General features: G+C 41.6%; 24 protein-coding genes and 1 pseudogene. 16 read left to right on the top strand and 9 right to left on the bottom strand.

From position 1 onward, the window contains the following. The first annotated feature begins 10 nt into the window (after positions 1–10). Positions 11–961, top strand: coding sequence for an AAA family ATPase (locus tag CDC33_RS09835; protein ID WP_109008325.1), 951 nt, complete (start codon positions 11–13; stop codon positions 959–961). Between the two features lie 78 nt (positions 962–1039). Here the strand turns inward: CDC33_RS09835 and crcB (CDC33_RS09830) are convergent, their stop codons facing one another. Beyond that, positions 1040–1438, bottom strand: a complete 399-nt coding sequence (crcB, locus tag CDC33_RS09830) for a fluoride efflux transporter CrcB (RefSeq protein WP_109008324.1) — start codon at positions 1436–1438, stop codon at positions 1040–1042. A 61-nt stretch (positions 1439–1499) separates the two neighbouring features. Beyond that, positions 1500–1973 (bottom strand): fluoride efflux transporter CrcB, encoded by a 474-nt coding sequence (crcB, locus tag CDC33_RS09825; RefSeq protein ID WP_369694293.1) that lies wholly within the window; start codon positions 1971–1973, stop codon positions 1500–1502. A 253-nt stretch (positions 1974–2226) separates the two neighbouring features. On the opposite strand from crcB (CDC33_RS09825), the gene CDC33_RS09820 reads away from it, so the two are divergent. Both CDC33_RS09820 and CDC33_RS09815 read left to right on the top strand, forming a co-directional pair. Then, positions 2227–2706, top strand: a complete 480-nt coding sequence (locus CDC33_RS09820) for a YbjN domain-containing protein (RefSeq protein WP_109008323.1) — start codon at positions 2227–2229, stop codon at positions 2704–2706. A 79-nt stretch (positions 2707–2785) separates the two neighbouring features. Then, on the top strand, positions 2786–3514 hold the full coding sequence (locus tag CDC33_RS09815) for a lipoate--protein ligase family protein (RefSeq protein ID WP_109008322.1): 729 nt from the start codon (positions 2786–2788) through the stop codon (positions 3512–3514). 596 nt (positions 3515–4110) lie between these two features. Here CDC33_RS09815 and purH read toward each other — a convergent pair. Further along, positions 4111–5631, bottom strand: a complete 1521-nt coding sequence (purH, locus tag CDC33_RS09810) for a bifunctional phosphoribosylaminoimidazolecarboxamide formyltransferase/IMP cyclohydrolase (protein WP_109008321.1) — start codon at positions 5629–5631, stop codon at positions 4111–4113. A gap of 837 nt (positions 5632–6468) precedes the next feature. Here purH and CDC33_RS09805 point away from each other — a divergent pair. From CDC33_RS09805 to CDC33_RS41195, 10 genes are all read left to right on the top strand, one after another. Next, positions 6469–9168, top strand: coding sequence for a beta strand repeat-containing protein (locus CDC33_RS09805; protein WP_109008320.1), 2700 nt, complete (start codon positions 6469–6471; stop codon positions 9166–9168). 58 nt (positions 9169–9226) lie between these two features. After that, complete coding sequence (locus tag CDC33_RS38545) at positions 9227–9364, top strand: hypothetical protein (RefSeq protein ID WP_181373955.1); 138 nt, start codon at positions 9227–9229, stop codon at positions 9362–9364. Between the two features lie 98 nt (positions 9365–9462). After that, a complete protein-coding gene (locus CDC33_RS09800) occupies positions 9463–10065 on the top strand; it encodes an alpha/beta hydrolase (protein WP_369694386.1) in 603 nt (200 codons plus the stop codon). A gap of 155 nt (positions 10066–10220) precedes the next feature. After that, positions 10221–10433 carry a protein IsiD gene (gene isiD / locus CDC33_RS09795; RefSeq protein WP_100897932.1) on the top strand — a complete coding sequence of 71 codons (213 nt, stop codon included), beginning with the start codon at positions 10221–10223 and terminating at the stop codon, positions 10431–10433. A 73-nt stretch (positions 10434–10506) separates the two neighbouring features. Further along, positions 10507–11712 (top strand): bifunctional phosphopantothenoylcysteine decarboxylase/phosphopantothenate--cysteine ligase CoaBC, encoded by a 1206-nt coding sequence (coaBC, locus tag CDC33_RS09790; protein ID WP_109008318.1) that lies wholly within the window; start codon positions 10507–10509, stop codon positions 11710–11712. A gap of 148 nt (positions 11713–11860) precedes the next feature. Then, positions 11861–12217, top strand: a complete 357-nt coding sequence (locus CDC33_RS09785; protein ID WP_100897934.1) for a hypothetical protein — start codon at positions 11861–11863, stop codon at positions 12215–12217. 103 nt (positions 12218–12320) lie between these two features. Continuing rightward, complete coding sequence (locus CDC33_RS09780; protein ID WP_109012516.1) at positions 12321–13343, top strand: spore photoproduct lyase family protein; 1023 nt, start codon at positions 12321–12323, stop codon at positions 13341–13343. A gap of 457 nt (positions 13344–13800) precedes the next feature. Continuing rightward, the gene (locus CDC33_RS09775; RefSeq protein WP_109008317.1) at positions 13801–15282 is read left to right on the top strand and encodes a site-2 protease family protein; all 1482 of its coding nucleotides are present in this window, start codon (positions 13801–13803) and stop codon (positions 15280–15282) included. Positions 15283–15287: 5 nt separating this feature from the next. Then, positions 15288–15464, top strand: a complete 177-nt coding sequence (locus CDC33_RS38540; RefSeq protein WP_181373954.1) for a DUF6888 family protein — start codon at positions 15288–15290, stop codon at positions 15462–15464. After that, a complete protein-coding gene (locus tag CDC33_RS41195; protein WP_280524405.1) occupies positions 15461–15586 on the top strand; it encodes a DUF6887 family protein in 126 nt (41 codons plus the stop codon). The genes CDC33_RS38540 and CDC33_RS41195 overlap by 4 nt, the downstream gene beginning before the upstream one ends. Before the next feature lie 184 nt (positions 15587–15770). Here the strand turns inward: CDC33_RS41195 and CDC33_RS09770 are convergent, their stop codons facing one another. The 3 genes from CDC33_RS09770 to CDC33_RS09760 form a co-directional block, all read right to left on the bottom strand. Beyond that, positions 15771–17027, bottom strand: a complete 1257-nt coding sequence (locus CDC33_RS09770; RefSeq protein WP_181373953.1) for a glycoside hydrolase family 10-like protein — start codon at positions 17025–17027, stop codon at positions 15771–15773. Between the two features lie 199 nt (positions 17028–17226). Beyond that, complete coding sequence (locus CDC33_RS09765) at positions 17227–18165, bottom strand: DUF8738 domain-containing protein (protein WP_109008316.1); 939 nt, start codon at positions 18163–18165, stop codon at positions 17227–17229. A 662-nt stretch (positions 18166–18827) separates the two neighbouring features. Next, complete coding sequence (locus tag CDC33_RS09760; protein WP_109008315.1) at positions 18828–19331, bottom strand: 3'-5' exonuclease family protein; 504 nt, start codon at positions 19329–19331, stop codon at positions 18828–18830. Between the two features lie 629 nt (positions 19332–19960). Between CDC33_RS09760 and CDC33_RS09755 the strand changes: the two genes are divergently transcribed. Then, entirely contained in the window at positions 19961–20638 is a 678-nt protein-coding gene (locus CDC33_RS09755; protein ID WP_109008314.1) for a phosphoribosyltransferase, read from the top strand. Positions 20639–20726: 88 nt separating this feature from the next. On the opposite strand, the gene speB is transcribed toward CDC33_RS09755, so the two are convergent. Together speB and CDC33_RS37740 are read right to left on the bottom strand one after the other, a co-directional pair. Further along, positions 20727–21770, bottom strand: a complete 1044-nt coding sequence (gene speB / locus CDC33_RS09750; protein WP_109008313.1) for an agmatinase SpeB — start codon at positions 21768–21770, stop codon at positions 20727–20729. A gap of 90 nt (positions 21771–21860) precedes the next feature. After that, a complete protein-coding gene (locus CDC33_RS37740; RefSeq protein WP_146195795.1) occupies positions 21861–22049 on the bottom strand; it encodes a hypothetical protein in 189 nt (62 codons plus the stop codon). 444 nt (positions 22050–22493) lie between these two features. Between CDC33_RS37740 and CDC33_RS09740 the strand changes: the two genes are divergently transcribed. Further along, positions 22494–22988 carry a DUF6174 domain-containing protein gene (locus tag CDC33_RS09740; protein ID WP_109008312.1) on the top strand — a complete coding sequence of 165 codons (495 nt, stop codon included), beginning with the start codon at positions 22494–22496 and terminating at the stop codon, positions 22986–22988. Positions 22989–23646: 658 nt separating this feature from the next. Further along, positions 23647–23694 carry a hypothetical protein gene (locus tag CDC33_RS41635; protein ID WP_369694385.1) on the top strand — a complete coding sequence of 16 codons (48 nt, stop codon included), beginning with the start codon at positions 23647–23649 and terminating at the stop codon, positions 23692–23694. Between the two features lie 166 nt (positions 23695–23860). On the opposite strand, the pseudogene CDC33_RS41630 reads toward CDC33_RS41635, so the two are convergent. Then, positions 23861–23992 (bottom strand): annotated as a pseudogene (locus tag CDC33_RS41630) (FAD-dependent oxidoreductase); the annotation flags it as partial. Positions 23993–24142 lie beyond the last annotated feature (150 nt).

The raw sequence follows: 24142 nt of genomic DNA, 5'->3' as shown, positions 1-24142 counted from the left end.
AATAAAAAATATGAGCGAAACCCATCCTATCTTAATTCGCCTCGGTCAAGGTCTTAATCAAGTAATTGTCGGACAATCAAGCCTAATACAACAACTATTAGTAGCACTGCTAGCGGGTGGACATGTAATTTTAGAAGGAGTACCGGGGACTGGTAAAACTTTGCTAGTAAAAGTGTTGGCGCAGTTAATTCAAGGGGATTTTCGTCGGATTCAACTAACACCAGATGTTTTACCTTCAGATATTACTGGTACAAATATTTTTGACTTGAATAGCCGCAATTTCACTTTAAAAAAAGGGCCAATATTTACCGAAGTGCTGCTAGCAGACGAAATCAACCGTACTCCTCCCAAGACACAAGCGGCGCTACTGGAAGCGATGGAAGAGATGCAGGTAACATTGGATGGTGAAAGTCTGCCCTTACCAGATTTATTTTGGGTGATTGCAACCCAAAATCCCCTAGAATTTGAGGGGACTTATCCTTTACCAGAGGCGCAGTTGGACAGATTTTTATTTAAGCTGATGGTAGATTACCCCGATCAAGCTGCCGAAAAGCAAATGTTACTGAATCGTCAGGCGGGTTTTGCAGCACGGCGTTTGGATATTAGCCGTTTGAAACCAATCGCAACAGTAGCCGACATTTTGCAAGCACGACAAGCAGTTAAAGAGGTTAAAGTATCAGAAGCGATTGTTGATTATTTGTTGGCGTTGGTGAGAACATCGCGTCAATATCCTGATTTAACTTTGGGTGCATCACCTCGCGCCACCGGTGCTTGGTTGCAGACATCTCAAGCCTTAGCGTGGTTAACTGGAAGAGATTTTGTAACGCCAGATGATGTTAAAGCAGTTGCATCGCCACTGCTACGTCATCGCCTCATTTTGAAACCAGAAGCGATGCTGGATGCTTTACAAATGGATGCGGTAATTGCGTCGGTAATTAATCAAGTACCAGTTCCCAGATGAAAAAATTACTTACCCCCAGTCCTCAGAAGCGATCGCATTTAATCCGAGTGCGATCGCGCTAGCTATAATTTAAAATCTTTAAATGCTTCTTCTTGCCAATAAAACACCAATTTGGACGCAAATCATTCCGACGATCGCACTACCAACCCAGTAAATTAACAGCATTGTTATATCTTCCTTATCTAAAAAACCTTTTGATTCCAAACCATAGGTAGAAAAAGTAGTATATGCACCGCAGAAGCCTGTTGTCGTCATCAGGCGAAGTTCCGGCGAGATGATGCGGATATTCTCGGTTGCTAAAGTCAAAATATAAGCAATCAATAAACAGCCAGACACGTTAATCAAGAATGTGCCGTAAAAGCCAAAATTTGTTCCAAAAATAGCTTTTGTCAGTTCAGTTATATAGAAACGACCCAACGCTCCAAAAATCGCCCCGATCGCTATAGCTAGGGAATAACGTCCTTTTAAAAAACCCATTGCTTTTTACCTAAAATTGATTGTGTATCGTTTTTCGGAAGCTACATTTCAACCATCTTTATTACTTTACGAAAAGCTTGGCGATCGCTATTCCAACAATCACTGCTCCCAAACCTAAAATTGCACTCCCAGCCCAATAAAAAGCTGTGGCAACGATTCGTTTGCTACGCCATAGGGTTAAAGTATCAAAGCCATAAGTTGAAAATGTGGTGTAAGAACCTAAAAATCCAGTTCTAATGAGTAAATCCAATTCCTTGGGATAGCCTGTAATTCCTTGGGAAATTGTGAAAAAGAAACCCATTGCTAAACATCCAGTCAAATTAATAGCAAATGTTGCGTAGGGAAATTTTGTCCCCAATTTAGCTTTTGTCCATTCTGTAATATGAAACCGAGATAACGCCCCAGGAACCGCACCTGCTACGATTGCTAAAACATTAGTTATGTCTGACATTATTGATGATTTATTCTGTGCTAAAGTTTGTTTATTGTAAAGCAGATAAAACTCCCCACCCACGTAGATAATTTCAAAAATCAAATACGATTGCTATAGATGATTCAGAAATTGTCTCTACAAATAAAAATGCTGTGTCACAGTTACCTAAAATACACTGGAAATAGGCTTTTGGATCGCAACTTCACGATCGCGTAGGCGTAGCCCGTCGTAGACATCGCACCTCTACACTTTAGGCTTTTGGAAAGTAGACCAAAAGGAGGCTAAAACTAACCGCCTCCACAAGTTATAAAGTATGTGTAGATAAGACAGCAAGTATGTTGAGGAAAAAATCTCTATGACAAGCTACCAAGAAACCATACCTAGTAATGAATCCATTAATGAGCTAATCGCCGAGACGGCAAGCATTAACCATCTGGAGGTAATTGAGAATGTCATCGATTCTTTGGAACAAGATGACAGTGCGATGGTTAAGCGCACTCCAGAGGGTGGTTATCTCTGGAAGTTTAAGTATGGAAGTGTGGAAGTATTTGTCCAACTCAACGGGACAACCGATGAAGACACCATCACAGTTTGGTCTACGGTGCTAAATTTACCTGCCAAAGATGAACCTAAGTTAATGCGGTATCTTTTGGAGTTAAACTGCTCTAGTACTTTTGAAGCGCGTTTCGGTATTATTGAAAACCAGGTGGTTGTGATATCGACACGTACCTTAGCTGAGTTATCTCCTGGCGAAGTGTCTCGACTCATTACCATTGTGGCAACGATCGCTGATAATAACGATGAAGCTTTACAAACTGAATTTGGTGCAACTTAAGGAATTTTGGATTTTAGGTCGCACCTTTGGTATGCTTTCAGCGCAACTTGGATTTTAGATTGGACAACTACAGCATCGGATGCATACTAATCAGGTTTGGCGACTAATTCCTTTGCTAGAGGCAGACGGCAATGTGCAGATGGCGATTGACCGATGGTTGCTAGAACAGCACTATTCGGGAAAGCACCCGTCAACTCTGCGCTTTTATACCTGGTCGCCACCTGCCATTTCTCTCGGCTATCATCAACGCCAATATCCTGAATATTGGCAACATTTAACTTGGCAAGGGCAAAAACTGGATTTAGTGCGGCGTCCCACCGGTGGACGAGCAGTGTTACACCAAGGTGATTTAACTTACGCTGTGGTCACATCTGGACTTACGGGTAGTCGCCTCCAGGTGTACGAAAAAATTTGTGAGTTTTTGATTCAAGGGTGGCGATCGCTCGGCGTAGAATTACATTACGGTACAGAAGGGCGAGGTTACATCCACAACCCTAACTGTTTTGGTACTGCTACCAGTGCAGATTTAGTTTTGCCAGATAGTACCAAACTCATTGGTAGCGCTCAACTGCGGCGTGGTGCGGTAATTCTGCAACATGGTTCCATCCGTTTGCAACCCGATGCTGAACTGTTCCATAAAGTATTTGGTGTAGAATCTTTTACGACTTTACAACTGCCCCAAAATCTGAATGTAGAAAAGATTATTGCAGCTTTAGTTGCCGCAGCTAGTAATTGTTTTGATATGCAAATAGAGTTGAAACCACTCTCGCAATCTGAGTGGGAAGCAATTTTAGCGCATCAGCCCTAAATCTTGAGATTTGTTGAGTCAGCCGATTGATTTGCACCTAGATTTATGATTGTGGGTAAGATTTACTGGATTTTAGACTGTAGGTAATTATCTCAATAATTCTGGCGAATCTGCAAAGGTTTTTTTCTGCATACCAATTAAAAAGCGTCTGGGAGTGTTGCCGTGTTTCCACCCCAAACGCTTTTTATTTTTAACTTGCTCCTCACACAATTAGATAGTATCACTGCTTCAATCAAAAGGCGAGTATATTGAGTGACACTTTCAAAACTGCACCTACAATCCAATTTTTCTATTTTTATATATAAATTAAAAAATGCCTGGGAGTGTTTCCGTGTTTCCACCCCAGGCATTTTTTATTCTCAACTTGCTCCTCACACACAAATAAACATTATCACTACTTCTATCAAATGGCAAGTATATTGAGTGAAATTTTTTGACAAATTAAAAAGCGCTTGGGAGTGTTGCCGTGTTTCCACCCCAGGCGCTTTTTACTTTTAACTTGCTCCTCACACACGACTAAAACATATCATTAATTCAATCAGAAAGCAAGCATATTATGTGACACTTTATAAAGTGGACATATTGCGGAGACTGATTTAGTGTAAAAAGTGACGTACACCAGTTAATACCATCACCAAACCCAGTTCGTTAGCAGCTTTGATAGAATCTTTATCGCGTACACTTCCCCCTGGTTGGACAATGGCTGTAATTCCTGCTGCTGCGGCTGTTTTCACAGAATCATCGAAGGGGAAGAATCCATCGCTGGCAAGAATTGCACCAATGGATTTTTCTCCAGCTTGTTCTAGGGCAATTTTCACTGAGCCGACGCGATTCATTTGACCAGCACCTACTCCTAGTGTAGTGCGATCGCTTGTCACAACAATGGCATTAGATTTCACATGCTTGCAAACTTTCCACGCAAACAGTAATTCGGCTAATTCGCTGTCGGTAGGTTGACGTTCGGTAACTATTTGCCATTGATTGGTGTCAGCAATTATATCATCGCTAGCTTGGACAAGAAAACCACCTGCGATCGCTTTCACTGTATCCTTAGGGCCACTGCTCAAATCATCTAGAGTCAAAACCCGCACGTTGGATTTCTTAGCCAGGATTTTTTGAGCTTCTGCATCACAACTTGGTGCAACCACACATTCTAAAAATGTTTTAGTTAACTCGCTAGCTGTAGCCGCATCAATCGGACGGTTGAGTGCGACAATTCCACCAAAGGCAGAAGTAGAATCAGCATTGAAAGCTTTTTGATACGCTTCTGAAATGCTGCTTCCCAATGCTGTACCACAGGGATTTGTATGTTTAATAATCGTTGCGGCTGGAGTATCAGTGAATTCAGCAATGATTCGGCGTGCAGCTTCTAAATCAACTAAGTTATTGTAACTAAGTTCTTTGCCTTGCAGTTTTGTCGCAGCTGTCCATCCTGTTGGAGTAGTACCAGTTTGATACCAGGTGGCGGGTTGATGGGGATTCTCACCGTAACGCAGAGATTGTAATTGTGTGCCGCTAAGGGTATATTGCTGTGCTTCTGAGAGGTAAGATGCGATCGCTTGATCGTAACTAGCAGTGTGCGAAAATCCTTTTAATGCCGCCTTTTGCCGAAACTCTAGAGATGCTTCGCCGTTATTTTGGCGCAATTCCTGTAAATACTCGTCATACTGTGCTGGATCGCATAATACAGCCAAATGAGCGAAGTTTTTCGATGATGCCCTTAACATAGCCGGGCCACCGATATCTATTTGTTCAACAGCTTCTAATAATGTTACCCCTGGTTTAGCGATCGTTTCCTCAAAAGGATATAGATTCACTACCACTAAATCAATCGGGCGAATTTGGTTATTTTCTAAATCTGTAATATCTTGGGGAACATCTCGCCGCGCCAAAATCCCGCCATGAATTCGGGGATGTAGCGTTTTGACTCGACCACCTAAAATCTCTGGTGAACCTGTATAATCTGCAACTTTGGTAACAGGGAGTCCCGCATCTTTGAGTGCTTGGGCTGTTCCCCCACTGCTGATTAAATCAAAGTCGAATTCTTCAACCAAGCTACGGGCGAGGTCAATTAAACCAGTTTTGTTAGATACACTCAGCAGGGCTAGACGCGCCATTGATCAATTCCTTAAAAGTAGGCTAGAAGCGAAGGATCTCAAGTTTTGCATAAGCCTTGGTTCACTTCAAGACCATGAGGAATAATATTGACTCGTGTAATTTATATGCTTACATCCCCCATCAGCACTGTCGAAAATGCTGAAAATAAGGACTAAGTAGGCTTAGTCTTTAATATTTGCGATCGCCTAAACTAAAATTAAGCATCTTTTACCCAATGGTGCGGGATGTATTTCCAGCTACACGCTTGCGCGAACGAAGCCTTGGCAATCTCACAAAAATGCTTCCCCGTAGAAGTACCACAAGGGCGCACTGGCTTCTTTGTGGCTCTGCGGTTTAAAAGTAATTTTTCTAACCACAGAGGCGCAGAGAACACAGAATAAAGAGCTTAAAGAGGAATTTCTAGTCTAAAATTGTTATTCACCTTGAAAGGGCTACTAATAAGACTTATGCATTGACAAACCAACTAAATTATGGACTGTGGTTTTTAGACATTCAAGCTTGATTTTTTACTCTATTTCAACAGTGGCTACGGTTTTTACTAGCCCACGCTACTGATGAAGGATGATTAAAATACTCCTAAAGCTAATTGTTTTTGTGAATCCACACGCTCATTAATTTATATAGTGTCTAATGTTTAAGACTTAGATAATACCAGATAGTTTGATAAGTGCTACCTAAAAACAAGTTAAAGGGGCAATCTTCAAAGAAAAATTCGTAACCCTCAAGGATGACATGAAAGAATGTCGAAACGTCAATATTTGGCGAATTTTTGGGCGTTCAAACAGCGTTAACTGCACTTAATTTACTCGAAAAATCGATTCAGGTAGGAAAAAATTATGGCAAATATCATTGGAATCGCAGGGAATGATACCCTAGTGGGCACTAACAGCGCAGATACGATTGATGGTAATGGTAATGGTAACGACTCATTTGTTGATCAGGACAACGATAGTCTAACTGGTGGCGGTGGCAACGATAAATTTGTCTACAACTTAAACTATTACTCTAATAGCAACACCGATACTATTACTGATTTCGGTGGCGTAGGTAAGGGTATAACTCCCTCAGCAGAAGTCATTGCCGAAGTGGATACCATCCAATTCCAAGGCTATTATTTTACTCCTCAATATCTGCTGCTTACTCAAAACGGCAGCAATCTGGAAATCACCTTTGAAGGGCAGGCTTTTTCAAAAGTCATCCTTCAAAACTTCCAATTAGAAAACCTGGATAATCTGCCAGCAATTTCTTCACATCCTGCTATTGGCAATATCCTGTTTAATGGACAAACCAGCATCACCGACAGTTTTGATGTGTTTAATGCCAACTCTACTCAAACTAACCTGTTCAATAAGAACACAGTGACATTCCTTAATGACCTTGACAACAACATTACAGGTTTCGACAACTCAAATGATGTGGTGAATGGTCAGGCGGGTAATGACAAAATTGATGCCTTGAGTGGTAACGACCTGCTGCGCGGTGGTACGGGCAATGATACTCTCATTGGTGGTGAAGGGAATGATGCCCTCAACGGTGGTGAAGGGGATGACTCCCTCAACGGTGGTGAAGGGAATGATGCCCTCAACGGTGGTGAAGGGGATGACCTGTTGTCGGGTGATGCGGGCAATGACAACCTTCTTGGTGGTACGGACAATGATACCCTTCTTGGTGGTAGTGGTAACGATCGCCTGGATGTTGGTTCTTCAAATCTTGATTTTTTTGTCGGAGGCAATCAGCTGCTCTCTGGGGATGATGGCAACGATACTCTCTCTGCTTCAGGCTACGAAAGCCGCAGTGGGAACAACAATTACTCATCTGGTAATAACACCCTCAACGGTGGCGCTGGTGACGATTACTTGATTGTTAACTTTTCAAAAGGCAATAACCTGCTCAATGGTGATGACGGCAACGATACTTTCTTCTACGATTACAGTGGCAATAGCAGCAATGATACGATCGATGGAGGTGAAGGTGACGATTTGTTGTCCTATAACACCAATGACATTTCCTACTATTATGCTAGGGAGGGAATCACTTCAACTTTTAATCCTACTACTAATATTGGCTCAATTACGCTAGGCACGACACTGGTTAGCTACAAAAATATAGACCGATTAAATATCGTAGGTACACAGTACGATGACTTGATTGTGGGAAGCAACGGTAACGATACGCTCGACCCGGGCTATAGTGGCAATGATACGATAGATGGGGGCAAAGGTGACGATTTGTTGTCTTATACCGCCAATAGTAGCGAGGCAATCACTTCAAGTTTCGATGCTACCACTAATACTGGCTTAATTACGGCGGGCACGAATCGGGTTAGTTATAAAAATATTGAACAATTAAATATCACAGGTGGATTCGCCGATGACTTAATTGTGGGGAGCGACGGGAATGATACGCTCGATCCGGGCAAGAGTGGAAATGATACGGTAGATGGGGGAACAGGTGACGATTTGTTGAGGTTTTTTAGCTATGCTAGCGAGGGAATTACTTCGACATTCAATGCTACTACTAATACTGGCTCAATTACGGCGGGCGCGAGTGGGGTTAGCTACAAAAATATCGAGCGATTAGATATCACAGGTACACAGTACGATGACTTGATTGTGGGGAGTAATGGCAATGATACGCTCAATGCGGGCAGCAGTGGAAATGATACGATAGATGGGGGCACAGGTGATGATTTATTGTCTTATACCCCCAATTATGGCGAGGGAATCATTTCAACTTTTGATGCTAGCACTAATACTGGCTTAATTACGGCAGGCAGAAATCAGGTTAGCTATAAGAATATCGAACGATTACAGATCGCAGGTACAAACTACAATGACAATATTGTGGGGAGCAATGGCAACGATACGATAACAGGAAACTATTCTTACGATGTCGGATACCGTGAAACTTCTATCATTGAGGTTATTATTGGCAATGACACAATAGATGGAGGCGCAGGTGACGATTTATTGATCGTCCATGATAGCGGTGATTCCGAGGGCAAGGGAATCACTTCGACATTCAATGCTACTACTAACACTGGCTCAATTACGGCTGGCATTCATCAGGTTAGCTACAAGAATATCGAACGATTAGATATTATAGGTACGCAGTACGATGACTTCATTGTGGGGGGCAATGGAAATGATACCCTTTCCGGGGGTTATGGTGGCAATGATACCCTCATAGGTGGCAACGGTAATGATAGCCTAATTGGAGGATCTGGTACTGATACCTTTGCTTTTAATAGTTTTAATGAGGGCGTTGATCAAATTTATGACTTCAACGCGACTAATGAACTCATTCAAGTATCTGCTGCTGGTTTTGGTGGCGGCTTATCACTAGGTTCACTTCAGACAAGTCAGTTTAGCGTCGGAGCATCTGCAACCACTAGCACACAGCGATTTATTTACAATGATGTTACTGGTGCATTGTTCTTTGACCAAGATGGCAGTGCAAGTGCCTTTACTCAGGTACAATTTGGACAACTTTCGAGTGGGTTGGCACTAACGAAAGACAATTTTGTGATTGTTTAATTGTGATTAGCGCTCTATCACTCTAAGCAGAGAAAAGAGGAAATGATCGGATTGCGAGGTGTCTCAAATAGCAACTCGCATCCGATTTATCAATGCAATTATAGCCAGCGATCGCGCGTGGAGTTCTTTCCCAGAGGAGTTTGTAAACAATATTGTTACTCCTTTCCCCAAAACCGACGATGTAGGCATTCTTTAGGCAAGCAACAAATGCCGCTAAATACTAAGTCCACTTGAAGAGATAGGATCTATGTACAAAAAGAGAATTTTAGGAGTAAACCTCTGTCTTTACAAGCTATCACCGTTAAGAGAGATTCTCAACCCCCCGCAGGCTTAATTGTCACTTTGCATGGTTGGGGTGCTAATGCTGAGGATGTAGCATCTTTGTTACCCTTGCTCAACTTACCCAATTACCAATTTGTATTACCCAACGCACCTTATCCTTATCCCTATTCTCCAGTAGGGAAGGCATGGTATGACCTGCGGGTGGAGAATATGTATCAAGGATTAGCAGAAAGTCGGCAACTGCTAATAGATTTTTTGCAATCTTTAGAAAGTACCACTGGCGTACCTTTATCACGTACCATTTTAAGTGGATTTTCTCAAGGCGGGGCAATGACTTTAGATGTCGGCTCAAAATTGCCCCTAGCAGGTTTAGCTGTCATGAGTGGGTATTTACATCCTGATGCAGTAACCGCAGATCAAAAAGGGATTCCGCCGACTTTAATCAGCCACGGGAGATATGATGAAGTTGTGCCCCTACAAGCTGCTGTAAAGGCACGAGAAACCCTCAAGTCTCTAAAGGTGGCGGTAGAATACCACGAATTTGATATGGGGCATGAAATAAATTCACAAACGTTAGAGGTGCTACGAAATTTCGTTGTAAATACAATTGCTTAGTCAGGATTACGAATTTTTTATAAATTCTGGTACAAATTCTGACAATTTTCACGAAAATAATGACTTCTAATGAGTAATATATATTGGGTGGCTGCGAAAGAGCGCAACTTAACCCATGCTGAAGGCGAGTGCTGCATAAGGGAGGGGCAAGCATTATGACAACTCTAAGCATTTCCAGGAAAGAAATTGCTGCCATGACTGTGGCAGAAGTAGAAGAACTGGCTACACGTCTGGAGCTAGATAATTATAGTAATGCTTTTGAGGGTTTAAATGATTGGCATTTATTGCGAGCGATCGCATTTCAGCGTCCAGAGTTAGTTGAACCCTATATCTACCTCTTAGACTTGGAACCTTACGATGAAGCGTAGTTGAGAGTTAGGAGTTAGGAGTGCTAACTATTTAGTACTAATTTTTGTAACTACTTACTCCTAACTTTTTACCATGCCTAATCTAAAGTTGAACAAGGTTCTAATTGCTGTAGGTGGCGGTATCGCCGCCTACAAAATCTGTGCATTAGTTTCGATGCTGTTTAAAACTGGGGTGGAGGTTCGAGTTATCCTCACCCATTCGGCGCAAGAATTTATCACGCCTTTAACAATAGCCACCCTATCTCGTCATCCCGCCTACATAGATGATGATTTTTGGCAACCAACTCACTCTCGTCCTTTGCATATTGAGTTGGGTGAATGGGCAGATGTCATGGTAATTGCCCCCTTAACAGCTAATACATTAGCAAAGTTAGCCTACGGTATGGCGGATAATTTACTCACAAATACCGTGCTGGCTTCTACTTGTCCCGTGCTTTTAGCACCTGCAATGAATACAGATATGTGGGAACAGCTATCAGTGCAGCGAAATTGGCAACAGCTATTGATAGATAGCCGATATCATGGGATGAATACAGCATCGGGATTATTAGCGTGCGATCGCGTCGGTGCTGGTAGATTAGCAGAACCTCCAGAAATTTTGGCTCACATCCAATCGCTGTTACACACTCAAGGTAAACGAGATTTGGTAGGTAAACGAGTGTTAATTAGCGCCGGGGGAACGCGAGAGTATCTTGACCCAGTAAGGTTTATTGGTAATCCTTCCACAGGTAAAATGGGATTAGCTTTAGCACAAGCGGCACTTCACCGAGGCGCAAGTGTCACCCTAGTACATGGCCCAGCTAATTGGGATGTACCATTAGGAGTGCAAGCTATTCCCGTTATTAGTGCTGAACAAATGCAGCACGCCATGCTGGAATATTTACCCAACGCTGATGTAATTGTCATGTCAGCAGCCGTGGCAGATGTGAAGCCAAAAGATTATAGTACAGAGAAATTACCCAAGCGATCGCTCCCCCAAGCCTTACCCTTGGAACCAGTACCGGATATAGTCGCCCAATTAGCACAACATAAACAGCCGCATCAGATATTGATTGGTTTTGCAGCACAAAGTGGGGATATTGTCAAGCCTGCATTAGAAAAATTACAGAGTAAAAAACTTGATGCTATTGTTGCCAATCCCATCGATCAACCTGATAGTGGTTTTGGGAGCGATAATAATCAAGCCATATTTTTAGATAATCAAGGGCGGCAAGTAGCGATCGCACCTTGTTCTAAATTGGAAATGGCCCATAATTTATTTGATTTTGTCATCAATTGATTAGGTATTAAGTAGAGACATGGCATTGCCGTAACCGTACAAGGAAACTACTACCTTGAATTGGGTAGAACCCGTATGCTCTATGGCTTCAAGTCACTTTTCTAGATTTTACAATATAAGTAAGACATAAAGATAACGCTTCAATTATATGAAAATCCTCTCATCAGAACTAGTCCATTTGGGATTTGGCAAATATGTGCGTTCTGACCAAGTGACAGCAGTTATACCAATAGAAGAGGAGCGAGGCCCAGGGCGACGAACCTTTGTTCATGTTCAAGGGCAAAGCGATCCAATTATCGCCTCTCGCGCTGAAGATACCATCATCCGTGATTTAGTACAGGAACCACGCGAAGTTACCCAAGCCCGTCAGCAGCAAGAAATTCTTCAAGATTTATTGGTTAATTTAGCTAATGTTAATTCAACTGTGCGCCGAATTAACCGTGATGAAGGCAGTTTGGATCTTGATTTGTTAGAACGACGAATTAAGCAAGTCCTGGAAAATTAATTGCAGAAGTCAGCAAACTAAATAGCGGAGAAAGATATTGCTGAATACTATTACAGACCAAGTTTCAGTATCAGAGACACAAACAAGATCGCCAAGGTTGTGGATACCTGAACGGGTACTGTTTACACCTGCTGCCCTAGATGAAGATTGGGGGCAGCAGATTCTTAAACGTGTGCAGTCACTCAACTTACCAATAGAAGAATTATCACAGAACCGCCTAAAGGGTCTGCGCGGTGAATCTGAGCGGGATACCTACAACATCGCCAAGCGTACCTTAGCGGTGGTTACTGCACCACCCAGTTCTTTTAAACTAAGTCCCATTCCACCCTCTGCGGATTGGCAGTTTCACCTTGCCGAAGGTTGTCCGGCTCACTGTCAATACTGCTATCTAGCTGGTAGCTTGTCGGGGCCACCTGTCATTCGCGCTTTTGCCAACTTACCGCAGATATTAGAGAACTTAGCTAACTACGAGCAACAGGGGAAAAACACAAGTTTTGAAGTTAGCTGTTACACAGACCCATTGGGTATTGAGCATTTAACTGGAAGTCTTGCTGAATGTATCCGTTACTTTGGCACTCGTACCAATGCACATCTACGTTGGGTATCGAAATTTGATGCTGTGGATGGATTACTCGACCTACCACACAATGGGAATACTCGCTGTCGGATGAGCGTTAATGCCGCACCGATTTCTGGTAAGTTTGAAGGTGGCACGGCATCCGTAGCATCTAGACTGAATGCATTGCGACGGTTGGCGTTACCACAAAAGCGTGGCGGTGGCGGTTATCCAATAGGCTTGGTGATCGCGCCAATTATGCCGATAGATGATTGGCAGATGCATTATAGTCGTTTGTTTGACCAGATAAACGAGGCACTGGATTTTGACTGTAACCTTACTTTTGAGCTAATCTCGCATCGGTTCACACCTGGGTCAAAAGAAGTGTTACAAACTTGGTATCCGCAATCCAAATTAGAGATGGATGAGGCAAAACGCAGCGTCAAGCGTAATAAGTTTGGTGGGACGAAGTACGTTTATGAGAAGGACACAATGAAGGCGTTGCGTAGCTTTTTTGAGAGTGAGATTAGTAGGCGCTTTCCAAAAGCTGAAATTCTTTATTGGACTTAGAAGAATACTTCGCTCATATAGAGTTTGAGCAAATTAATTATTGGGTTAGAGAGCGATCATATAGATGCGATCGCTCTCTTTTCAGCTTGCTCAGGTGAATTAGGCTAAAGCCCTAACACATCCTACAAAAGAATTACTTTTTAAATCAATTCCAGATGCAATCCTCAGCCCCCGCTCCCTATCCCCACCTTATGAGTACATTGAAGGTGGGGAGTGCGATTCGTTAAAACCTAGTGGTCTGTCCCAAAAATTTTGATAGGTTTGTAGTAAGCACTTCAGTGCTTAAAAATCCAGGACTAAAGTCCTTACTACGAACTTTTTTACCCCTAGCGTGGGTTTGGCTACGCCCACGCAAAGCGGGATAATTTGGGCAGATTACAGGCGGCGTTATACATTAATAAGTGTATCTGCAATACCGGACTTGTTCTGGCTTAGTCTCAATAGCAAAGGTTTGGAGATGTTTACTTTATCAGAAACTTCTATCCTGGCGGCAATCCTACTGGTAGCTTTAGGCATTTTGGGCTGGGGCTTTTATCGCGCCAGACCTTTTGGTAAACTGGGAATCTTAGCCTGGTTACAGTCGGTGGTGTTGATGACTCCCTGGCTGCTGTTTTTTGGATTGTTTGCCGCAGGGATTTACATCAATATAGCGGGTATATTGTTCTTAGTGGTGACTTCCGCCGGATTGTACGTCTACTTGGGCAGACAGTTACGCGCAGCTGGGCAAGATGCCATCCTCAAGCAACGTGCTACAGAAAGACTTGCTGCTGCTTCCTCACTTGAAGCAAATTCCCCACAACCAAAAGTAGCAGAACTGAAACCGGAGATCCCACCGATACCAGAAGAAGACTTGAATGCAGTTAAAGGAATTTTCGGTATCGATACATTTTTTGCTACAGAAACGATCGCTTACCAAGATGGAGCCATTTTCAAAGGTAATTTGCGGGGAGAACCAGAAGAGACTCATAATCGTCTAACTGCAAGTTTACAGCAACGCCTTGGTGATCAATATCGCCTGTTTTTAGTGGAAAATACAGACGGTAAACCAGTGGTAATCGTCCTACCCAGCCGTAATGATCCCCGGCCGATGTTGTTATCGCAAAAAGCTTTTGCAGGTATTCTGTTAATAGCGACCATTGCCACAAGTTTAGAAGCTGCGGGATTACTGCTGAATTTTGATTTCTTTGGCAATCCAGGGCGGTTTCAAGAAGCTTTGCCCATAGGGGCTGGGATATTTACAATTTTAGTAGCTCACGAAATCGGTCATTGGTTACTTGCTCGGCGTCACCAAATCCGCCTTAGCTGGCCTTTCTTTCTGCCGGCTGTGCAAATTGGTTCTTTTGGTGCAATTACCCGCTTTGAATCTCTGTTGCCCAACCGCAAGGTATTATTTGATATCGCCTTGGCAGGGCCAGCCGCAGGTGGCATCGTTTCTTTGTTAATGCTGGTGACAGGCTTGGTGCTTTCTGGCCCAGGTAGTTTATTTCAATTGCCAAATCAGTTTTTCCAAGGGTCGATTTTGGTGGGAAGCTTGGCGCGAGTTGTCCTTGGTTCGGCGTTGCAGTCATCCCTGGTAAGTGTTCATCCCTTAGTAGTGATTGGTTGGCTAGGGTTAGTAATTAACGCTTTGAACTTAATGCCAGCCGGACAACTCGATGGTGGGCGGATTATTCAGGCGATTTATGGACGCAAAACCGCAGGACGAGCAACAGTAGCAACTTTAATTTTACTGGCGCTAGTGTCTCTCGGTAATACTCTTGCCATGTACTGGGCGATCGTGATTTTCTTTTTGCAACGAGATCAAGAACGCCCCAGCTTGAATGAAGTCACTGAACCCGATGATGCTAGAGCCGCTTTGGGGCTTTTGGCTCTATTCTTGATGATTACCACGCTTCTACCTCTAACTCCCGGCTTGGCTGGGCGTTTGGGAATAGGATAGTGCTTATGGAGCCTACACCCAAACAAGCAATATCCGCAATTCGGGTGTGCGCCCAACTTACTAGAGTTTATAAAGGAATAGACCTTGTAAGATTAGACGATCGCACCAGAAATGTTTATATTTTGGCAAATAATTTAATCGAAGCTGAGGTAACACCAACTGGAAAAATTCTTTGGTTATGACAAAACCTAACTTTCAACAAATGCCTTTAGAGCAGCTAAGAACTTATATTTTGGAGCATCGCAGCGACGATGAAGCATTCCATATCTACATCGACAGAAGACGTGCCCAATCTCCAAAATAGATCCCAATGACAATTGAGGAAGCGGAGGCTGATTTACAGAGACGGTTTGGACAGCAGGCTAGTTAAAATAATTCGTAATTCGTAATTCAGTTTTGTAACGGGGATTGAGCGCAAAATCGGAGCAGTCTGAGTGACGATTAGAAGTGTGAAGGATAAAGTATTAACTTTAATCCTTCATGCTTTCTTATGGTTTCCAACCTGCTAGCAAATTCGGGTAAGCCGTTGGTGTAGGGAAAATTTTCTGGAAGGCAGTCTGACGCTCTTGAGGCTTTTCTTTACTCATATTCCAAAGGGTTTCATAGAAAAAGAAAGAGACTCCGGCAAAATTGCGATCGCGTACTTTTTGCACTTGTGTCTGAATCTGCTGCATCGGCACAGATCGGTTTTTCAACCCAGCCAAAATGCCCACACTGACTGGAATATGGCTTTTTGCTGCTTTCACTTCTGGATATTCTAATTCGCTGATAAAAACATTCAAGTCATCACGATATATCTGCAAAACTAAGTCTTCAATAATTCCCATCCGTTCCCATTTCTGCCAGTCTGCTAAAAAGAAATCGTAGGAAAAACGTTGAGGATTAGGAGCAACTGAAACCAGGCAATTTTTCTTAGTAGCTTTAATGGCTGTAAATACCCGCTTCATAAACTCGGTGATTTTATTAGCTCTCCAACTCACCCATTCTGGATCTTTAAAGTTTTTGGAGGGAGCTTTCCCACGATGTTCTTTTTTGTAAAGTGCCACTGTATACGCATCGTAACCTAATTCTGATGGTAAGCCAAAATGGTCATCAAATTGAATACCATCAATATTGTAGTTTCTAACAATTTCAACGATTAAATCTTGGATAAACTGTTGTACTTCTGGACGAAAGGGATTTAGCCAAACGCGATTATGTGTCCCTTCTTTGACAATCCGAGTTCCATCACTGCGACTAGTGAGCCATTGAGGACGATTTTTAGCTAATAGAGAATCTGCTGGTGCCATGAAGCCAAATTCAAACCAGGGAATCACTGTTAAGCCTTTTTGATGTCCCACATCCACAATTTCTTTGAGGATATCTCGCCCTTTGAGTCCGGGGGTAGGATCGAGCGATCGCCCAATAACTTTGGCTGCAACTTTGCTAGGATACAATGTATATCCCCAATTCCAAACTGCCGGATATATGGTGTTAAAATTGAGTTCATCAAGGCGTTGCAAAGATCCCTTGAGGCGATCGCGCTCAAATAACACATCACTATCAATATTTGTTAGCCATACTCCTCTTAACTCAGATGCTGGCGTTCGCGGCAGATTAATTTGAGCGTTCAAAGGGAACGATAGCATCATCGTAGCAGTTACACTCAAGGAAGTTACAACGGCAAATAAAAGAGATTTTCTACTTTGGCGAATATTCAACAAAGAAGGAAACTCAACACACCACTTGACAAACCTTTTTATCATTTGCTAAAAACATCATCCAATTATCAACAATCAGCATGAATAGCGATCGTTTCGATTGTAAGCGCTTACAATCGAAACGATCACTGAGGTTTATGGGAACTCCAAAAATAAATTAGCCAATTTATTCAAATGATATTTTTCTTTTCCCCCTGCTCCCCTGTCTACACAGCGATTGATTATTTTTTTTATTGGAAGTCCCTTATGATTTGGCGCTGGCTATGAGATCATTCCAAGCTTTGACTGCTGCTTGTAAATTCTTTGGCAGGTTATTTCGAGAAATATCGTTGTACTGAACTGTACCTTCAAGGCTGGTAAGAGTGTAGGTGATAAAATCAGCAGAACCGCTAGGGGCTGGGTAACTCAGATTTTTGAACTTACTAAATTTAGAACGTTCTAGCGATCGCACAAATTGTTGCACCTGTTGCACAGAAACGCGGCGAACACTACGCTCAGAATCATTAGCATCACCAATCCGCACCCGAATCAATTGGCCGTCTTTGAGTAAAACAGTCTCGTAAGTTCTGCCAGTAATACCACCACCGGAAATTTCTCGAAATACTACATATTGATCTAATGGTGGTGGTAACTGGCTAACTGGAATTTGCACAGGAGTTAGTGGAGTTGAGCTAGCCTTTTCATTCAGCCTGAGTGCGGAACCTGTTTGATTGGTATGATAAACCAAAGTTTGTTCATTAATGCCTACAACCACCCGCCAACCTGGTACCAAAGCTTGGGTGCAGAATTCATCAGCATTAGCTAATTCTAAACAGCCATCTTTCCAAGTTTGCTGTTGAAACTCAATGATTCTTAGCTGAGAAATTGGCTGTTGCAAACGTTTGGAGGCGGCTTGCAAAACAGCATTTTTTACAGATGCAGGTAATTTATTTGACCGATTGTTTGAGGGAGTGTTTGCCGAAGCTAAACGTAGCGATCGCTCGTTACTATTGGTATGATAAATCCAGTTTTGTTTGTCATTTAGAACTTTATTGCTTGTTTCTAACGATAAGTTTGGAGTAGCGCCCGTAGCACCTTTAATAAATGTTAAATCACTAGCAACAGACAAAATTCCAGTCAAAATCAAAACAGTGAAAATTCGCGCTTGATTGGGGTTAAAGTAGTCTTTCAGCATTAATTTCATAGTAAGATTTAGTGAAGAGTTATAGAACTCATAAATAGTAGCCAGTCAATGATATATAATAAAGTATACAATTCAAAACTTCACAAGTTGGTATTGATTTAGTACCTGTCTTCTAAAATAGATATAAAGACAGACGCTAATGTAGTAATTGTTTGTTCCTTATAGCTATTCTCATTTGAATCAGGGACACACCATTCCCCTATCCCTACGAGTATTTGTGTTCACTGTGGTTAATTCTTTTTTCTGTAGCTTACCCATGCGGGAAGCCTTATACAGCAAATTGTAAATTTGGTAAGGTACAGATAATCATAATGGGCACAACATTTTGTGACCCTACCCGTGTACTTCATTTACCTGAAATAAACTTTATACGAATTTTGGATAAAAATACACTTAATCAAAACGCCCTATAGCTCTACGGCAATCAAGTAAGAACTTAGAAGCTCAGGCTTCATTAGATGAGAAGTTCCTTGGAAAAGATAACTCACACCTCTGGCTGGGAAAATAGATTGCGATAAAAGCTTGCAATAGTTTCTGCCTCACCTTCGTAAGCGAGAGTTCAATAAAAGTAATTTTAGATAAAGAATGCTACAGAACCGTAGTGGAGATTTTGCTTGGCTCAACCTACGTATACAATATTTTGCAAGTAATCTCAGGCAATATTAAGCGCTAATCGCTTGTTGTTCAGCTTCAACTAACTGATTGTGAGGTACATCAAATCTAATAGTACTAGCTGCCCAGTCTTTTAAATCGGGTGCTAGCCAAACTAGCTTACGCAGAAGTTCATCATTGACCCACAACACCAAAGGAAACTGGAACTCTTTCCGAAACTGATTTCGCATAATGTTGGTACTGATGATTAGTTGGTTAATTTCTATTACAGATTCTAAACCCCGTACCATCAGAGCTTCGGGTTGAGTAGCACCAATCGCAGTTGTAATAGCTGTATACAATGTGTCTGTTGCAGATGAAAGCAGGATTTCGTGGATATCTGCTGATGAAAATTCTGTTAACACATTCAGCACTTGCTGCTGCCTTTCAAGACTGTTACAACAAGCTAATATCAGTGAGAACTCCCCACCAGAAACCATCATCGCCCTTGCCAGCCTCTTAGTGGCTGCTGTGCTGCTAGTTGTGCCGTTTTCCGAATGACTTAAGCTGATCATTAAAAAATCCTGCTTTTAATTTTAAAAATGTCTGAGCAATATTCAGTTATTCTACTCTATGAATTTTTATTCAAAAGTGTTAAATGGGTAATTTGGACGAGATTTTTATTCTAATACTAAGCATAATACTAAGCATTACCTAATGAAGGAGTATATTCTGTATTATCCCATACATACAATTAAAGAATAATATAAAGATAGTATCAAAATCATGTAAGGAAAAGATAATAGAAGCAAAAAGAAGTTGGTGGCGAATTAGCAGTTGAATTCTCCCTGTATTTTTCTAGATTTTGGCATCTACCAATCATTAAGTAATTATTTTGTAACATAAAGTAAAAAAAATGCTCAGTATTTAGTTTAACAATAAAGATTGGGAAGTGGGAGAAAAACCATTTCGGGGCAAGTGGAGAGTGTGGAGTAGTGAAATGGGATTAGCCCAAGATGCGAAAATCTTCTTCGGTAAAAATTAACTCATCCGTTTGATAGAACTGTAGATTGAAAATGTCGCCTCGTTAGTCAGAGGGCAAGGAATTGTTAACTTTCTAAGATCAATTCAGAACATCTAAAAATTTAACAAGTCATGCATTAAGACAAATTTGCAGGGAAAATGAAACATGATGAGCCACACCATGCAATTCAAAGACCGGAGGTTTGCGGGTCAAATTTTGGCTAAAGAGTTAGCCGCTTATACTAACCGCCCAGATGTTCTGGTATTAGGGCTACCAAGGGGTGGTGTACCCGTTGCCTTTGAGATTGCCAAAGCATTAAATGCTCCAATAGATGTTTTGGTGGTGCGTAAATTGGGTGTGCCCCATCAAGAAGAACTAGCTATGGGAGCGATCGCTTCTGGTGGTGTGCGGATAGTCAATGAATATATAATCAGCCTGGCGAAAATATCCGATGAAGTAGTTGCTAGGGTGGCAGTGCAAGAAGAACGGGAGTTAGAGCGGCGAGAACGGCTTTATCGTTCAAATCGTCCCTTGCCGAATTTGCAAGGACGCACGGTCATTTTAGTAGATGATGGTTTAGCCACGGGTGCAACTATGTGGGCTGCTGTTGTGGCTGTCCGAAAGCAGCAACCCGCTCAGATTGTGATTGCTGTACCTGTCGGCGCACCCGAAACTTGCCATGAGTTAGAAGCTAAGGTAGATAAAATTGTTTGTATCTTGACACCTAGCCATTTTCAAAGCGTTGGTCTTTGGTACAAAAACTTTCCCCAAACTACGGATGAAGAAGTCTGCGACTTACTCGCAAAAGCGCCAGAGGGTACTTATTGCTGGGGAGACAAGCCCATCCATACATATTGAAGAATTCTTCAAGAGTGAGAAACGAAGGAGGTGCTGTAGTCATAGCCATGAGTTCAGTATCATTCCCACTCTGCTACAATTTTATCCTTTATATTTTCTGCTGAGATAAATCCATTAAATTTGCCAGCTTGTAAACTACCCGCGCCCCGACATTACCATCCCACTCACCATCACCGACTTCGCAGATATCAAAGCCAATAATTTTTCTCCCACTATTGACTAATTCCCGGAATAGACAAAAAGTTTGCTCTAATTCCAACCCACCTGGAACAGGGGTACCTGTACTCGGACAGAGTTTAGGATCTAGACCATCTGCATCAAAGCTAATGTAAACATACTCAGGTAAATGACTGATAATTTCTCGGCATAAATCAATCCAAGTTGTTCCAGAGTAAAGCTTTTGTTTAATGGCTGGGTCGTAATATGCAATAATGCGACTATCAGATTGCTCAATCATTTGCACTTCGTCATGACTAATATCACGCAAAGCCACTTGCACTAGCTTGGAAATTTGCGGGATTTTCATCGCATTAAACATAATCGACGCATGAGAAAATTCAAATCCCTCATACGCATCACGTAAATCTGCGTGGGCATCAAGGTGCAAAATGCCATAGTTTGCGTACTTAGCCGCTAATGCTTGGAAATAACCTAACGGCGAACTATGATCTCCACCAATAACTGCAACTCGCTTACCCTTGTTAATTGCTTGCTGACAATTTTCAAACAGCCATTGATTTACCTGTTGACAAACTTGATTAATTTCTGTGAGAACAGGTGTTAAATCTGGTGTATCAGAGAGTTGTTTACCTTGGGCTAATCGCTCAATAATTTTTGCTGCCAAGGCGCGGTAATATGTATTCTTCTCTAAAATATCTTGGGGAATTTCCACCATGAAAATTCCCTGCTTCCAACCATCAGGGTTATCAAAATCGAACAAATCTAGTTGAGTCGAAGCATCGAGAATACGCTGCGGACCGTTAACAGTGCCTGCGCCATAAGAAACAGTGACTTCCCACGGCACACCAAAGACAATCAGGTTTGCAGACTCATAATCGCAGGGCAAACCGAAGAGGTTGCCATTTACTTCACCTATGCCGCTAGGATTGTAGTCTTGTAATTGATTACTCATCGATTATCTTCTCGATTTACGTGGATAGACAGCACGCCGCCCAATACTTGTCGGGTTTTGGGGAAAAGGGAAAGGGGAAAGAAAAAACCTTTAACCTAAACCCAGTAACCTTTTCCCTAAACCCAATGCCGAGTTAAAAATTCTTAACCGAGCAGTATTGGCACGCCGCCTAATGGACATCTGCATTCTAATAAAAATTTTTCCCAGACGGTAAACTACAGCGCCTTTATTACTTGGTCGAAATTGCGGCGATACACTTGTTGGGTGTACTTTTGCCATGCTGCATGTTGGCAGGAGGAGATATACGCACTAATTGCTTGAGCGCATCAGGAAAACCTGCTTTCTCTAATTCCTGCAAAGCTAAGTCAATTAAAGAACTTTTAGACTTTCCTTGCAACGAGTCTAAAGGCAAAGCAAGATGTATTATGTACCCAAGTTCACCAGTTGGCCTGCGAAATAATATTATCCTAATGTTATTTATACAAACAGAGTTTTCAGATATTTCATCATTAGTGATTGTTATAAGTGGTGAGCCTTGAAAGAAATCTTCTTCTAGTTTCGTGCATAGTCATTGCTGAATGCGATCGCAGTCCGTCTAAATGAGTAAAACTAAACTATGGATTAGTGTCAAAAATAATTTCATTTTTTTGGCAATGGGCTTAAAGCACGTTAAACTACTAAGAAGTTAAACTACTAAGAAATTCAAGTTAAGGATGGATTTATATGCGCTTACCAATTGCAATTACTGCCATTTTAGTCGCGTTTTTGGGTTTGAGTACACCTGTAATATCTCAACCTCCTATACAGGTATCTCAAAAACCAACGTCTAATAGTTTTGCTTTAGAACAATTTAAGAGTAATTCCCGATTATGGAGACAGAAAAACATCTCTAACTATCGCTATGAATTTACTAGAAGTTGCTTCTGTTTTCCCAAAGCCACAGAACCAGTGATTATTGAAGTACGTAATGGAGTCACAACTTCCATTACTTATAAATATAGTAAACATCCAGTAGATACAGGATTATTTGAAAAATATAATACAATTCCTAAACTCTTTAATATCATTAGAAATGCGTTAATTCAAAGAGCAGACAACTTGACTGTACAATATAACCCAACACTTGGCTATCCTACTCAAATTAACATTGATTATGATAAGCAAAGAACTGATGATGAAATATTCATTACAATTAGTAATCTGCAACAAATCAAGTAAATATAGCTAACGAAAACATTCATATAATAGAAAATTCCTGACTTGTCAAAAAAGGCTAGTTCAGCCATTTTCTATCTAAAAGTTGGGGCAGCAAAATCAAAAATATTGAAAGATAACAACCTGCCCCTTAATTTAAGTAGTGTTCTATCAGCAAATATTTAGGGTAGGTTGCTTTTATTATTTTGTAGAAGTAATATCAGGTTCATTGGTATTAACTTTAAGTTTAAACGTTTAATCCACCTCTCAATCCCTCCCGCTTGAGGGGAGGGGAGACAAAGCATAGCTTTGGCGGGATGGGGTTCTTTGAGTTTAGTAATCACCCGAACTTGAGATAAATTCTATTTAACACTGTAAATTCAGGTTTTTATCAACAAAGTTGTGAATTTTTCTTAGTGGGGATTTATTAGATTGTCAAAAACAGTGTCATCCCTAGACTGAAAAAAATTCCACACAACCATAGAATACTATTCACCTCAAATTTTGTGTTTTATGCAAAAAACGAATAATTTCAAAATTGGTATTCTAAAATTTAGCAGCCAGGATCAGATAAACCCCAAAACCCTTTCTAGATGAGACTTTCAGCAAATCAAATATTCAGTTTTAGTAATGATAATTATTACAAGGCGGAAGTTCTAGTGATGTGGTAATTGCCTGCGGTATGAGTGCAGGAACTGCTTCAGAAATCGCCTTAGCTTTGAATAGTTAGCCCACGAGCCAGATAATCTATCCATACCACCTACTACAAAGCGATCGCTACTTGGAAGTAGTTCTGTCTGTGCTTGGGTGGCTGACTTAGGTATCAAGTTAGCAAATCCGAGTTCTTCTGCTGGTGAGGCGAAAAAATTTTCTACCATCATCCTCTCAATAGGCGTACCTAACTGATGTTTCGTCTTGACTCGACCACCCAGGCGATCGCTAGCTTCCAATACCGTAACATCGTATCCCTTAGTTTTTAATAGCCGTGTAGCACTTAACCCAGCAAAGCCTGCTCCAATGACTATCACTCGACCTTGACCAGAACCCGCATTTTAACCTGAAATACGAGCGTTTGGGCTATCGGCAAGCATAGCTTTTCTTTACTCGCTATATCTAATTTACAAGAGCTTAACTGTTCGCTTCCTCACGCGCCTTGAACTAAAGTTCTTTGGCTTTTA

The organism is Nostoc commune NIES-4072 (assembly GCF_003113895.1).
In the GTDB taxonomy this organism is placed as follows: domain Bacteria; phylum Cyanobacteriota; class Cyanobacteriia; order Cyanobacteriales; family Nostocaceae; genus Nostoc; species Nostoc commune.
This window is presented reverse-complemented; position numbering and strand designations above follow the sequence as displayed.

Excerpts from the sequence above, each read along its gene's own strand:
- CDC33_RS09740 (WP_109008312.1), top strand. The coding sequence starts at position 22,494 with ATGCGCTTACCAATTGCAATTACTGCCATTTTAGTCGCGTTTTTGGGT.
- CDC33_RS38540 (WP_181373954.1), top strand. The coding sequence starts at position 15,288 with ATGGAGCCTACACCCAAACAAGCAATATCCGCAATTCGGGTGTGCGCC.
- CDC33_RS09755 (WP_109008314.1), top strand. The coding sequence starts at position 19,961 with ATGCAATTCAAAGACCGGAGGTTTGCGGGTCAAATTTTGGCTAAAGAG.
- speB (WP_109008313.1), bottom strand. The coding sequence starts at position 21,770 with ATGAGTAATCAATTACAAGACTACAATCCTAGCGGCATAGGTGAAGTA.
- CDC33_RS09785 (WP_100897934.1), top strand. The coding sequence starts at position 11,861 with ATGAAAATCCTCTCATCAGAACTAGTCCATTTGGGATTTGGCAAATAT.
- CDC33_RS09765 (WP_109008316.1), bottom strand. The coding sequence starts at position 18,165 with ATGAAATTAATGCTGAAAGACTACTTTAACCCCAATCAAGCGCGAATT.
- CDC33_RS41195 (WP_280524405.1), top strand. The coding sequence starts at position 15,461 with ATGACAAAACCTAACTTTCAACAAATGCCTTTAGAGCAGCTAAGAACT.
- purH (WP_109008321.1), bottom strand. The coding sequence starts at position 5,631 with ATGGCGCGTCTAGCCCTGCTGAGTGTATCTAACAAAACTGGTTTAATT.
- isiD (WP_100897932.1), top strand. The coding sequence starts at position 10,221 with ATGACAACTCTAAGCATTTCCAGGAAAGAAATTGCTGCCATGACTGTG.
- coaBC (WP_109008318.1), top strand. The coding sequence starts at position 10,507 with ATGCCTAATCTAAAGTTGAACAAGGTTCTAATTGCTGTAGGTGGCGGT.
- crcB (WP_109008324.1), bottom strand. The coding sequence starts at position 1,438 with ATGGGTTTTTTAAAAGGACGTTATTCCCTAGCTATAGCGATCGGGGCG.
- CDC33_RS09760 (WP_109008315.1), bottom strand. The coding sequence starts at position 19,331 with ATGATCAGCTTAAGTCATTCGGAAAACGGCACAACTAGCAGCACAGCA.
- CDC33_RS09770 (WP_181373953.1), bottom strand. The coding sequence starts at position 17,027 with ATGATAAAAAGGTTTGTCAAGTGGTGTGTTGAGTTTCCTTCTTTGTTG.
- CDC33_RS09775 (WP_109008317.1), top strand. The coding sequence starts at position 13,801 with ATGTTTACTTTATCAGAAACTTCTATCCTGGCGGCAATCCTACTGGTA.
- CDC33_RS09835 (WP_109008325.1), top strand. The coding sequence starts at position 11 with ATGAGCGAAACCCATCCTATCTTAATTCGCCTCGGTCAAGGTCTTAAT.
- CDC33_RS09815 (WP_109008322.1), top strand. The coding sequence starts at position 2,786 with ATGCATACTAATCAGGTTTGGCGACTAATTCCTTTGCTAGAGGCAGAC.
- CDC33_RS09805 (WP_109008320.1), top strand. The coding sequence starts at position 6,469 with ATGGCAAATATCATTGGAATCGCAGGGAATGATACCCTAGTGGGCACT.
- CDC33_RS09820 (WP_109008323.1), top strand. The coding sequence starts at position 2,227 with ATGACAAGCTACCAAGAAACCATACCTAGTAATGAATCCATTAATGAG.
- CDC33_RS37740 (WP_146195795.1), bottom strand. The coding sequence starts at position 22,049 with ATGGCAAAAGTACACCCAACAAGTGTATCGCCGCAATTTCGACCAAGT.